This is a genomic window from Candidatus Paceibacterota bacterium, from assembly GCA_035404205.1.
Classification (GTDB): Bacteria; Patescibacteriota; Minisyncoccia; order UBA6257; family JAVHQB01; genus JAVHQB01.
Map to the genome: position 1 here is coordinate 40735 of DAONGQ010000004.1, position 12457 is coordinate 53191.

At 39.3% G+C, this 12457-nt stretch carries 11 protein-coding genes; all 11 read left to right on the top strand.

Annotation, left to right across the window (positions count from 1 at the left end):
- Positions 1-8: 8 nt before the first annotated feature.
- The 11 genes from ftsA to PK547_01400 all read left to right on the top strand — a co-directional run bounded on the left by ftsA (position 9) and on the right by PK547_01400 (position 12310).
- Positions 9-1259: a cell division protein FtsA gene (gene ftsA / locus PK547_01350; protein ID HPR91363.1), complete on the top strand. Its 1251-nt coding sequence runs from the start codon at positions 9-11 to the stop codon at positions 1257-1259.
- Positions 1260-1318: 59 nt separating this feature from the next.
- Complete coding sequence (gene ftsZ, locus PK547_01355) at positions 1319-2536, top strand: cell division protein FtsZ (protein HPR91364.1); 1218 nt, start codon at positions 1319-1321, stop codon at positions 2534-2536.
- A gap of 85 nt (positions 2537-2621) precedes the next feature.
- Complete coding sequence (locus tag PK547_01360) at positions 2622-4754, top strand: ribonucleoside triphosphate reductase (protein ID HPR91365.1); 2133 nt, start codon at positions 2622-2624, stop codon at positions 4752-4754.
- Between the two features lie 24 nt (positions 4755-4778).
- Positions 4779-5036 carry an anaerobic ribonucleoside-triphosphate reductase gene (nrdD, locus tag PK547_01365; GenBank protein HPR91366.1) on the top strand — a complete coding sequence of 86 codons (258 nt, stop codon included), beginning with the start codon at positions 4779-4781 and terminating at the stop codon, positions 5034-5036.
- Positions 5037-5039: 3 nt separating this feature from the next.
- Positions 5040-5738, top strand: a complete 699-nt coding sequence (locus PK547_01370; GenBank protein ID HPR91367.1) for an anaerobic ribonucleoside-triphosphate reductase activating protein — start codon at positions 5040-5042, stop codon at positions 5736-5738.
- Positions 5719-7218: a ComEC/Rec2 family competence protein gene (locus PK547_01375; protein ID HPR91368.1), complete on the top strand. Its 1500-nt coding sequence runs from the start codon at positions 5719-5721 to the stop codon at positions 7216-7218. Before PK547_01370 ends, PK547_01375 begins: the two co-directional genes overlap by 20 nt.
- Before the next feature lie 3 nt (positions 7219-7221).
- On the top strand, positions 7222-8091 hold the full coding sequence (locus tag PK547_01380; protein HPR91369.1) for an MBL fold metallo-hydrolase: 870 nt from the start codon (positions 7222-7224) through the stop codon (positions 8089-8091).
- Positions 8092-8185: 94 nt separating this feature from the next.
- Positions 8186-9604 carry an aspartate--tRNA ligase gene (aspS, locus tag PK547_01385; protein ID HPR91370.1) on the top strand — a complete coding sequence of 473 codons (1419 nt, stop codon included), beginning with the start codon at positions 8186-8188 and terminating at the stop codon, positions 9602-9604.
- 4 nt (positions 9605-9608) lie between these two features.
- Positions 9609-10211: a nucleoside-diphosphate kinase gene (locus PK547_01390; GenBank protein ID HPR91371.1), complete on the top strand. Its 603-nt coding sequence runs from the start codon at positions 9609-9611 to the stop codon at positions 10209-10211.
- Between the two features lie 115 nt (positions 10212-10326).
- The gene (locus PK547_01395; protein HPR91372.1) at positions 10327-11211 is read left to right on the top strand and encodes a KamA family radical SAM protein; all 885 of its coding nucleotides are present in this window, start codon (positions 10327-10329) and stop codon (positions 11209-11211) included.
- A gap of 304 nt (positions 11212-11515) precedes the next feature.
- Positions 11516-12310: an HD domain-containing protein gene (locus PK547_01400; GenBank protein HPR91373.1), complete on the top strand. Its 795-nt coding sequence runs from the start codon at positions 11516-11518 to the stop codon at positions 12308-12310.
- Positions 12311-12457: the final 147 nt, after the last annotated feature.

Genomic DNA, 12457 nt, shown 5'->3' on the forward strand with positions numbered 1-12457 from the left:
TCTCACCTATGTTTCGATCTTCCAAAAAATTCGTTATGAGCTTGGATTTCGGAACAAATTCCGTCAAAGCTATTGTTGGCCGTCTTGACTCTAGAGATGATGCCAACCCCTTACAAATTCTTTTCAATATTTCTGTCCCCTCGGTAGGAATTAGAAAGGGCTCTATTGCTAACATTCACGACCTGGAAGAGCTCCTTAATAATCTCATTAATCAATGCGAGCAAAAAATTGGGACCCCTATTGACCAGTTGCTTATTGGGGTAAATCCTATTAACTGTAAAACTACTGTTTCTCGAGGGACGGCTATTACCAACGAACAAGGTAATATTATTAGCCAAAATACAGTTGATCGAGCCATTAATTCGGCTCAATCAGTTATCTTAGCTAATAATTATAGCCTGTTGAGACCCATTCCTTTAAAATATTATGTGGACGGGACCGGTGAGTACCGTTCAGCCATTGGTCTTAAAGGAATGCGCCTCGAAGCTGATGTCCTTTTGGTTAGCATTCTTTCTCAACAATTAGACGATCTCAACCAAATTATAAATTATTTGGATTTTCCCGAGGAAGACGCTTATGATGTTGGTTCTCTGCCAGCGGCTGACTTGGTTCTTACCAAAGAAGATAAAGAGTTGGGGGCAGTCGCAATTGATTTTGGCGCTCGCACTACTTCTATTACCGTCTATGAAGAAAACAATTTAGTGGATACTAAAAGCATTCCCTACGGTAGTGCTTATTTAACAGACGATATCGGAATTTGTCTTCAATTTGACCCAGTTTTAGCAGAGAAAATTAAAAAAATAGAGGGTTATATAGACCCTCGCAGACTGAACCGCTCTGATGTGTTAAATCTAGAGAGCTTAGGGCTAGTAGGAGAGGACTATACCGGAGAAATGGAAGTGTCTCGGAAGAAACTAGCAGCAGTGATAACAGCCCGTTTAGATGAAATTTTTGAAGCTATTAACCAGACCCTTGTGGCTATTAATCCCAACCGTCATTGGCCTGGAGGCGTTACTTTTTATGGTGGTGGCAGTAATTTATTAAATTTGGCTGATTACGCGAGGATAAAATTGGGTTTACCCTGTAAGATTGCCACTTTACCTATAGCCTATAGCCGTTTAGGCTTAACCCTAGAGGATATTAATGCCGTGTCTCTGCTTAACACCTTGGTGAAAAACAATAATCCCGCAGAACATTCTGTTGGAAACAATAGCATTTTTATTAAATTCAAAAATTGGTTAAAAACCTTAGTGCCTTAAAAAATTTGCTTTTAAGGTATATAATAAGCACTAATTCATTTTAAATAATTTCTCACAACGTGGCCAAAATAAAACCAGAGTTTGAAACAAATATTCGCATGAAAGTCGTGGGGGTTGGTGGCGCCGGCGGTAACGCTATTACCCGAATGGCTGATCACAAGATTAAAGGCATTAGTTTTATTGCTATAAATACTGACGACCAAGCGCTTCATCATAGCAAGGCGGATGAAAAGATTGCTATTGGAAAGGTTTTAACTAGAGGACTGGGGGCCGGTATGAATCCTGAAATAGGCTATGAATCGGCTAAAGAAAACATGGAGCAGATAGAGAATGCTGTCAAGGGCTCTGATTTAGTTTTTGTAACGGCTGGTTTAGGTGGTGGTACCGGTTCCGGTGCTAGCCCTGTGGTAGCCGAATTGGCAAGAAAAAATGGCGCCCTAGTTATTTCCGTGGTGACTAAACCATTTGGCTTTGAGGGTGGGAAACGCCAAGAAATAGCCGATGAAGCTTGGCAAAAACTTCAGGAACAGTCAGACGCCATTATCACAGTCCCGAACGATAAGGTTTTTAACCTGATAGATAGCAGCACTCCAATTTTGACCGCTTTTTCCTTAATAGATGATATTTTATATCAAGGAGTGAAAGGCATCTCCGACCTTATTACCTATCCTGGTATTATTAATTTGGATTTTGCTAACATCCGCACTATTATGACTAATGCTGGAGAGGCGCTTATGGGTACAGGCAGGGCCAGCGGGGAGGGCCGGGCGCAGAAAGCGGCTCAGGCGGCAGTACATTCACCCCTGCTAGAAACGCAGATTAATGGGGCTACCCGTGTCCTGTTTAACGTGAGTGGTGGTCCGGACCTGTCTCTGGCGGAAATTAATGAGGCAGCCAAGGTAATCACTGAAACTATTGATCCAAACGCCAAAGTTATTTTTGGCGCCATTTATGACGAAGGTCTCAAGAAGGGTGAAATTAAAATAACTGTTATTGCCGGAGGTTTTAATGAAAATACTTTTGATGAGAAAAATTTAGTCTTGCCTTTTGTTCGTCCTATAGTAACTTCCAAGAAAGCAGATGCCAGTGTTCCCTTTGATACTAAAGCAGATTTTACCTTTGCTAATAATGCCAATAAGAAAGAAGCGGTTTCCGCTAATAATAGCGTGAAAGTTGAAATTAATACTGACACGAACTCCAAAGAGGTCAAAACCAACGAAGAGAAGATAGAGGATATAGAAATTCCAGCTTTTCTGCGGAAGAAAAAACGTTTCTAATTGCCATTCCTTCTAGAATGGGGTAGGGGGGTCTTTGGTGCCTATTAAAATAATTTGGCTTTTAAAAAATAAAATATCTCCAAATATGATGGCTACAACTCATCAGAAGTTTGTTAATAAAATCAAAGAAGTTCGTAAAAGAAGCGGAGATATTCAAAAATTCGATGCTGAAAAAATACAAAATGCTATTTACAAAGCTCTTACCGCCACGGGAAATGGCGAGATGAAGGAGGCCAAAGAAATTTATAAGAAAGTTATTCTTCTTTTAAATAGACGTTTTAAAAAAGCGCCTTTGGTTAATGTTGAAGATATCCAAGATATTATTGAAGAGGTATTGATTTTAGAGAATTATGTCGATACCGCCAAGGCCTATATTCTCTATCGCGAGCAGCATCGCCAAATCAGAGAATTGAAAGCGGCCCAAAGCGAGTCGGTGGATTTGGTTGACCAATACCTCAATAATTTAGATTGGCAGGTTAAAGAGAATAGCAATATGACCTATTCTCTTCAGGGGCTGAATCATTATGTTGCTTCTGATGTCAGTAAGAAATATTGGTTAAATAAAATTTATCCTGTAGAGATTCGACAGGCAGCCAAGAGCGATGATATGCATATCCACAACCTGGATATCCTAGGCGCTTATTGTTGCGGTTGGGACCTCTATGATATTCTGCAAAGAGGTTTCGGCGGCGTGAGCGGTAAAATCCAATCGCGACCAGCCAAGCATTTCCGAGCTGCCTTGGGGCAAGTAGTTAATTTTTTCTATACTTTACAGGGAGAATCGGCAGGCGCTCAAGCCTTGTCTAATTTTGATACCCTTTTAGCTCCCTTTATTCGTTATGACAATCTGAGTGAGAAAGAAGTAAAGCAAGCTTTGCAGGAGTTTATGTACAATTGCAACGTGCCTACTCGCGTTGGTTTTCAAACCCCCTTTACCAATATTACCTTAGACCTCAAAGTCCCTGCGCACTACAAAGACTTGCCAGTGATTATAGGGGGACTACCCCAAAAAGAGAGCTATGGAGCTTTTCAAACAGAGATGGACACGTTGAATAAGACTCTCTTTCAAATTTATTCCGAAGGAGATGCTAACGGTCGAGTTTTTAGTTTTCCTATTCCTACTTACAATATTACCAAAGATTTTGATTGGGATAACCCCATGTACGATGGTTTATGGGAAATGACCGGCAAATATGGCATTCCCTATTTTTCCAATTTCGTTAATTCTGATATGTCACCAGATGATGCTCGTTCTATGTGTTGTCGTCTTCGCTTGGATAATCGAGAATTGTATAAGAGGGGGGGAGGTCTTTTTGGCGCTAATCCTATGACTGGGTCTATCGGAGTGGTCACTATTAATTTGCCCAGAATTGGTTACTTGGCTAAAAGCCGCAAAGAATTTTTTGCCCGTCTAGACAACCTAATGGATTTAGCTAAAAATAGCCTAGAGATTAAACGTAAAGTTTTAGAGAGCTGGACCCAAAAGAATTTATATCCTTACTCTAAATATTACCTTGAGAATGTTTATAAAATTAGGGGTTCTTATTGGGGGAATCATTTTTCTACCATTGGCCTTATCGGCATGAACGAGGCGCTGCAAAACTTTTTAGGGGTAGATATTACCACCAAAGAGGGACAAAATTTTTCTTTGGAGATTTTAGACCACATGAGAAATAAAATGTCAGAATATCAGGAAGCTACTGGCAATATGTATAATCTAGAGGCTACTCCGGCCGAAGGAACTTCTTATCGTTTGGCCAAGAGCGATAAAAACAAATATCCTGATATCATTACTGCCGGTACTACTAACCCCTATTATACTAATTCCACTCAATTACCAGTAGGCTTTACCAATGACGTGTTCAAAGCCCTTAAACTCCAAGATGACTTGCAAACTAAATATACCGGTGGAACCGTATTTCATATGTTTGTAGGGGAAGCTATTACCGATTACGCTGCGGTGAAAAATCTTATTAAGACGGTAGTTTCCAATTATCGTTTGCCTTATATTACGCTTACTCCTACATTTAGTGTGTGTCCCACTCATGGCTATCTGAGCGGAAAGCATGAATATTGTCCGAAATGTGTAGTGGAACAAAAATGCGAAGTTTATTCTCGCATAGTCGGCTATCTTCGCCCCGTAAATCAATGGAACGAAGGCAAACAGGAAGAGTTCAAAGAAAGAGTAACGTTTGACAAGGATTTGCCAGAGGCTTAGTGTTAATTATTTATTTTCATTTATATGGAAACAGAAAAATATTTTTGCCACGATTGTGGAAAAGAAATTACTGAACAAGACGAAGTAGCTGGTTATGAATTTGCTGGGAAAAAATACTATAAGTGTTTGGCTTGCTATGACAAGGACCCGGTCCTAAGGAATATTCAAAAATGCGAAGTTTATTCTCGCATAGTCGGCTATCTTCGCCCCGTAAATCAATGGAACGAAGGCAAACAGGAAGAGTTCAAAGAAAGAGTAACGTTTGACAAAAATCTTGACTAGCTTATGCAGTTTGGGGGGTTACAAGAATTAACCTTAATAGATTATCCTGGCAAAGTCGCTGCCACTGTTTTTTCTCTTGGTTGCAATTTTAGATGTTATTATTGTCACAACCCAGAATTAGTTTTACCTGAGAAAATAAAGGGTCAGCCCCTCATTACCGAAGGTTTTGTTTTGGAGTTTCTTAAAAGTCGTATGAAATTACTCCAAGGTCTATGCATTACAGGTGGCGAGCCTACCTTACAGGGTGATCTCCCCCTTTTTATTAAAGCTGTCAAAAATTTGGGTTTTTTGGTCAAACTAGATACCAATGGCATCAATCCCGATATGCTTCATTTGTTGATAGCCGATCATTTAGTGGACTATATCGCCATGGACGTTAAGACTGCGCCGGCTAAATATGAAACGGTGACAGGCACATCTGTTGACATAGCTAAACTCAAGGATTCTATAAATCTTATTAAGCAAAGTAGTCTGGAATATGAGTTCAGAACCACTATGGCTCCCGGTATCACAGCGCAAGATGTTTTGGCTATTGCTGATTTGATAGGCGGAGCGGATAATTATTACTTGCAAACTTTTCATGATAATGGAAAATGCCTCAAGGATGTGCGCTATTTCGGCCGCAGCTTAAGCGAAGCAGAGTTGCAGTCGCTTCAAGAAAAACTAGTTGATCGCTTTACCCATGTGGCAATTAGAGACTAAATTCAATTTTACGGAAAGGGTCTATGCTCTCAGAATAGTTCTCCTCGCGTTTATTTTTGGTGTTATAATAAGCATCTGCCTAGCTTTTAAGCTAGGTTTTTTAGTTTTGATTTTATTATTAGCTATCATCCTGCTAATTTTTGGTATTTTTTGTAATAGCTATAAAACCTGGGCAATAGGGTTAGCTATTCTTGGCATGCTTGGTGGCAATATTATTGGTAGCCACGCATTTAAAAACTTTAAATCGCAAAGTAATCTAATCGGGTCTTTAAATAATCAGTCAGTAGTCATTCGGGGACAGGTGGTAAAAATAGAATCTGCGCAAAAGGGCATTTTTGTAATGGCACAACTCAGAGAAACAAATAACCAAATTTGGCCATATGCGAAAACCAACATTTGTACTTATATTAACACCGCTAATGAGTTAAATATTGGCAGCCTTTTGGAAATGAGAGGTAATTTTAATATAAGCCAGGGGGCCAATCTTCAATGTTTTGGCTATCTTAATAATCCGGTCGTGTTAGATGTTAAATTGGGTCCGCCACATTCTTTCTTTAATCTCCTCCTGAAATTAAGACAGTCTTTACATGACACCTTATCCCATAATATTCGTGAACCCTTTTTAAGCTTAGCTCAAGGCTACATTTTGGGGGACGATAAAGCCACTGACCCTGAATTAAAAAGCCTTTTAAATCGAACATCTATGACCCATATAGTAGCTGTTTCTGGCTTTAATATAGCCATTCTTTTCCTTCTAACTAAACGATTGTTCATCTTCCTGCATTTTTCTCCTCGTTTTGCCTATGGATTATCATTATTATTTAATATCATTTTCATTACCGTGGCTGGCAATCCAGCTTCTGCTATTAGGGCTGGTATCATGTTAAGTCTTCTTTTAGGAGCAGAACAATTAGAAAGGATGGGCAATTTTTTGAATATTTTATTGCTTGCTGCCTTTGTTATGATCCTTATAAATCCTCTTATAGTGATTTATGATGTGGGTTTTCAGCTTTCTTTTTTAGCTTCTTTGGGTTTATTCTGTAAACAAATTGTTAAACCGAAATCGGAAATGCTTGCACAGGATAGAGATAGTGGTATCAAATCTGTTTTCCTTGAGACTTTCTGGAATAGTTTTTTTGTTATGCTATTAGTTAGTCCCATCTTAATTTGGAATGGCAATAGCCTCTCTCTCAAACCCCTTTTAGCCAATCTTCCTATTTTACCCTTAGTTCCTTTCACTACCTTTCTAGTTATCACCCTTCTCTTTGTTTTTTCTTTCGCTCCTAGTATTGCTTATCTCTTAGGCCTTTTAATAGAAATAATTATTAAGGCGCAATTAGCTATTTTAAAATTTATTGCTCCTTTAGATTTTCTGCTTTTGCCAGTGCCCAAAGTATCTTTTCTGTGGATTATTTTTTATTATGGCTTCTTGATTTATGGGGTACACCTGCAGTTAAGAAAAACTAGAGCTATTATCTAAAATATGTTTATTCTTACCTCGGCACAATTTAAAAAAGGGTATCGATATCTTTTAGCGCTCTGCCTAATAGATTGCCTCGCCTTTCTTTTTCTGCTCTCAAACCATTCTCTGCAAGCCAATGGAGTCTATTTTTTATCAGTTGGAGAGGGCGATGCAGAATTGGTTAGGTATAAAGGCAAGAACATTCTTATTGATGCCGGACCAGACAGGCAAATTCTGAAAGCTTTGGGGCAGCTAGTTCCCTTGGGAGAGTCAATTGATTTGGCTATCATTACCCATTCAAATACCGACCATTACGAGGGCTTGCGTTATGTCTTGGAGTCCTATCCTGTGCGTGCTGTTATTATGCCGGAGGTTTCTAACCCTAGCCCAACTTATAGAAGTCTTTTAGAAGAACTCTCTCTAGGAAGCGCTAGGTTCTATTTGGCTAAGGCAGGCAGTAGAATCGAGTTAGCGAAGAATAGTTTTTTTCAGGTTCTTTGGCCCCTTACCAATAATATTAACTCTTCTACGGATTTAAATGTCCAGGCTTTAGTGTTTTTTTATCAAGACGAGGGGAAGAAATTTCTTTTTACTAGTGACATTGGAGAGAAAGAAGAAAGTAAGATATTAATGCTTTATCCTGATTTAAAAACAGATATTCTCAAGATTGCTCACCATGGTTCCAAGGGCTCTAATAGCTATGCGTGGCTCAAAACGCTTAATCCTGCCTATAGCATTATAGAGGTGGGGAATAATTCTTATGGGCATCCTACCATGGAAGTGCTTAATCGCTTGGCTGACTTGAACATTCTTACCTTTCGCACCGATTGGCAGGGTACTATAGGATTCGTTTTTAAAGAAAACGGCTCATTTGACCTCACTTATCGATAAAAATTATTAGCTAGTCAGAACTTTTGGCACTTGTTAGCTATAACTTTGTAAACTAAATTCTTTGTGGTATATTGAGAATACTTTAAACATTTATATGGAAAGAATTTGGATCAAAGATATAAAACATGAAGAGGGTGAGCAGGTCTCTCTTTCTGGATGGGTGGCTACACGTCGCGACCATGGCAACATCATTTTTATAGACTTGAAAGATAAAAGCGGTCTTATTCAAGTTGTTTTTTCTAAAACTGATGGCGAAGTGTATGATATAGCCAATCAATTGCGTCCAGCTTGGGTTATTAATTTAGAAGGGGTTGTCCATATGCGACCCGAGAAAAATCGCAACAACAAAATTATAACAGGCGACATAGAAATAGGAGCGCAAAAAATTACCCTCTATTCAAAGGCAGATGTTTTGCCTCTTGACATAGAAGGGGATGGTTACGATATCAACGAAAATTTAAGGCTTAAATACCGCTATTTGGACTTGAGAAGAGAACGCTTGCAGAACAATCTTAAGACCCGTCATAACTTTATGCTTTTTGTGCGGAATTATTTGAGCGCCCAAGGCTTTACCGAAATAGAAACTCCCAATCTTACTCGTTCCACCCCGGAAGGAGCTCGCGATTATTTGGTGCCCGCTCGCATTTCTCCTGGTAATTTTTATGCTTTGCCACAATCGCCTCAACAATATAAACAATTGTTGATGGTAGCTCAAATTGAGAGGTATTTTCAATTTGCCCGTTGTTTTAGAGACGAGGATGCTCGAGGCGATAGGCAGCCGGAATTTACTCAACTCGATATCGAAACTAGCTTTTGGAGTAGCGATCAAATTCTTAATTTAGTAGAGGCAATGATAGTAGAGTATGTTAAAATTTACTTGCCGGAAAAGCATATATTACAGACACCTTTTCCCAGAATAGAATACAAAGACGCTCTCGAAAAATATCATAGCGATAAACCTGATATTCGTAAAAATAAAGAAGACAATAATGAATTGGCCTTTGCCTTTATTGTTAATTTTCCTATGTTTGAATGGAAAGAAAGTGAAAAGCGTTGGGATGCCGTGCATCATCCTTTCACTCGCCCTCAATTCTTGGAAGGGGAAACCGTCCCTGAGCTTATAAAGCGCATGACAGAACGCCCTGGAAGCATTATGGCTGATCAGTATGATTTGGCTCTGAATGGTTTTGAGGCTGGCGGTGGCTCGCTAAGAACTTATCAGCCAGAACTATTAGAAAAAGTCTTTGAAATTATGGGTAATAGTCCGGCTTCCATCGAAGAAAAATTTGGGCACCTATTAGAAGCTTTCAAATACGGAGTGCCACCCCACGGGGGAATTGCCTTAGGGGTAGATAGGCTGATAACCCTTTTTCAGGGCGAACCCAATATCAGAGAAACTATTGCCTTTCCCAAAAATGGAGAAGGCTTTGACCCCCTTATGAATTCCCCGGCTAGCGTTGATAAGGCGCAAATTAAAGAATTAGGTATAGAAATTAACATTCTTAAAAAATAGGGCTATGGAAAATTTCACTTTAGATCAAAAAAAGGAGAGAACATTAGTACTCATAAAACCAGATGGGGTTAAAAGAGCCCTTATTGGCGAAATTATTCGTCGTATAGAAATGAGAGGCCTTAAAGTAGTCGGTATGGAAATGGTGTGGGCTAGGCCTGAACAAATTGACGAGCATTATCCGCATGACGAGGGCTGGATTAAGGGCATGGGAGAAAAAACCCTAGCTTCTTACAAAGATTATGGCTTAGACCCCATAGAGGAAATGGGGACGGATGACCCCTTAAAAATTGGTCAAGAATGCCGTAATTGGTTAGTGAATTTTATGTCTTCTGGGCCTATTGTAAAAATTGCCGTGGAGGGTTTGCATGCCATTGAAATGGTAAGAAAAATAGTGGGGAAGACCATTCCTGCTTCTGCTGATATGGGCACCATTAGAGGGGATTTCTCTGTTGACTCGCCCACACTAGCCAATAAAGACAAAAGGGCAGTTCGCAATTTAATTCATGCCTCTGGGAATAAAGAAGAAGCTGAGCATGAATTGTCTTTATGGTTTGCCAATGATAGCCTGTTCGATTATGAGCGCTCGGATGAAAGCACTATTTTTTAATTTTATTGGCGCAATTAAAAACACTTTGTTTTTAGCAAAGTGTTTTTTGTTTGCCATTTTATAGGCTAAATGTTACTATGGGCGCTACTCTTAGGTTATCCTTCTAGAAAATATTATGCTTGCTTTCAAGGTAAATCCTTATATAGAAAAAATAGCTCTTACATCCAAAGCGTTTAAAAAAGAATTTTATCCCTCCAACCGCGAAGAGAAGGATAATTCTACCGACCCTTTAGAAGAAGACAAAAATATGCCTGTTTATGGTTTGGTGCATAAATACCCTAATCGAGTATTGATTTTATTGACACTAAATTGCGCAGCTTATTGCCGCTTTTGTACTCGTCGCCGTTCTGTGTCTGCTATTCAAAAATGTCAGCTCGGGGAAAAGGATTTGCGTAAAATGGCTCATTATATAAAAAAACATGCCGGTATCAATGAAATTATCTTATCGGGAGGAGACCCCTTAACAGTACCAAACCTATTAGCGTCAGCTTTGAAAATTTTTGGTTCTCTCCCTCAAGTTAAAATACTTAGAATAGGCAGTCGTTTGCCAATTTCTAATCCCGCGGCCATTAATTCTTCCCTTCTCTCTATTCTGAGGAACAGCCCCAAGCAGCCAGTGTATATGCTTTTAAATTTTGAGCACCCTGACGAGTTGACGGCTGAAACTAAATTAGCTCTAAAGAAATTAAGGGCTAACAATTGTATTTTACTTTCGCAAACCGTTTTCTTAAAAGGTATTAATGACGACGTTTCTACATTGGAAAAATTATTTACCGCTTTGCTTACCCTAGGAGTTAAGCCTTACTATATTTTTCATAACGATGAACCGAAGGGTACAGAACATTTTACCGTGGCCCTCAAAAAAGAAGCTCAAATTATGGACCAACTCCGTCGGCGAGTAGGTGGGTTAGCTTGTCCTGTCTATGCACTCGATTCTGCCAAGGCGCCTTATAAAATTCCCTTGGCATATGGACTAGCGCAACCAGAGATTAGGCATTAGCTCTTATTTCTTGCCTCGGTATATCTGATGAATATCTTTTCTTGGCAAAGGGGGAGCGCTTTGCTATAATATCTTTGACCCTAGAGAGATTTTAGACCAAACATTTTTGTTTTGGGACTCTGCGTCTGAGAACCCGTGGGCTTTCAGCAAGGTATCCCACTTGGCATTATTGCCTAAACCTCTCAGGGTCTCTTAAGCAGCCATTCGCCAGCTTGTCGTTGGGTGAATGGCTTTTTGAGTTTATGTTTGACCGCAAACCGTTTTTCATTATAGAATAACTATATTTAACATTGAGGCTATTATTATGGATATTAATACTTTTCATTTACCGACAGAGGGAAATCCAAAATTAGTCAAATTAGTGACTAATTTAGAGTCCCACAAAGAAATTCAAACTTTGCTGACAATGTCTAATGTTACTGCTGTCAACCGCCTGGGCTATAACGACCATGGACCTACCCATGTCAAAATCGTTGCCAATTCAGCTCTTTTAATGCTGAGAATTATAAACGAATACGGACTTCATTCTAGTTTGCAAGAAAACTACAACTCTTTCGATTTAACGGACCAAGATGCCGAATTGGTTGTAGTGCTGGGCAGTTATTTACACGATATTGGTCACGCCGTGCACAGAGCTGGACATGAATTGGTGGGGACCCTCTTGGCTAAACCCATTATTGAGCAAGTCTTAACGGGTCTTTACTCCGATGAGCAGAGAATTATTATGGTTTTTGAAATTTTACATGCTATTTATAGCCACGAACCAAACATTATTCCTTTGACCATTGAAGCTGGAATAGTGAAAGTAGCTGATGCATTAGACATGGAGAAGGGGAGGGCGCGAGCTCCTTATACGGCCGGAAGCGTTAATATTCATTCTCTTTCTGCCTTGGGCATAGAAAACGTAGAAATTACTAAAGGAGTAAAGCGCCCCTTGAAAATAAAAATTCACATGTCTAATACTGCTGGTATTTTTCAGGCTGATGATTTACTTGGGGAAAAGCTTAGGACTTCTGGCATAGCCAAATATTTTGAAGTAGAAATCTATTTACTTAGAGATGGCAAGGAGAATCTTCTTAAAAGTTATGAACTAGAATAAGAGAATTTTTGGATTTAGTTTGTATTCATAACAAGCTTTTCTGTTTATGCCAGCCTTTACTCTGCACGAATATATGATGTTTAGGTATTAGGCATTAGACTTTGGACATTCAAAAATCACCGTTGGACGGTGATTTTTGGTTTCAGT

Coding starts and splice junctions, on each gene's coding strand:
- ftsA (HPR91363.1), top strand. CDS start 9: ATGTTTCGATCTTCCAAAAAATTCGTTATGAGCTTGGATTTCGGAACA.
- PK547_01360 (HPR91365.1), top strand. CDS start 2,622: ATGATGGCTACAACTCATCAGAAGTTTGTTAATAAAATCAAAGAAGTT.
- nrdD (HPR91366.1), top strand. CDS start 4,779: ATGGAAACAGAAAAATATTTTTGCCACGATTGTGGAAAAGAAATTACT.
- PK547_01370 (HPR91367.1), top strand. CDS start 5,040: ATGCAGTTTGGGGGGTTACAAGAATTAACCTTAATAGATTATCCTGGC.
- PK547_01375 (HPR91368.1), top strand. CDS start 5,719: ATGTGGCAATTAGAGACTAAATTCAATTTTACGGAAAGGGTCTATGCT.
- PK547_01380 (HPR91369.1), top strand. CDS start 7,222: ATGTTTATTCTTACCTCGGCACAATTTAAAAAAGGGTATCGATATCTT.
- aspS (HPR91370.1), top strand. CDS start 8,186: ATGGAAAGAATTTGGATCAAAGATATAAAACATGAAGAGGGTGAGCAG.
- PK547_01390 (HPR91371.1), top strand. CDS start 9,609: ATGGAAAATTTCACTTTAGATCAAAAAAAGGAGAGAACATTAGTACTC.
- PK547_01395 (HPR91372.1), top strand. CDS start 10,327: ATGCTTGCTTTCAAGGTAAATCCTTATATAGAAAAAATAGCTCTTACA.
- PK547_01400 (HPR91373.1), top strand. CDS start 11,516: ATGGATATTAATACTTTTCATTTACCGACAGAGGGAAATCCAAAATTA.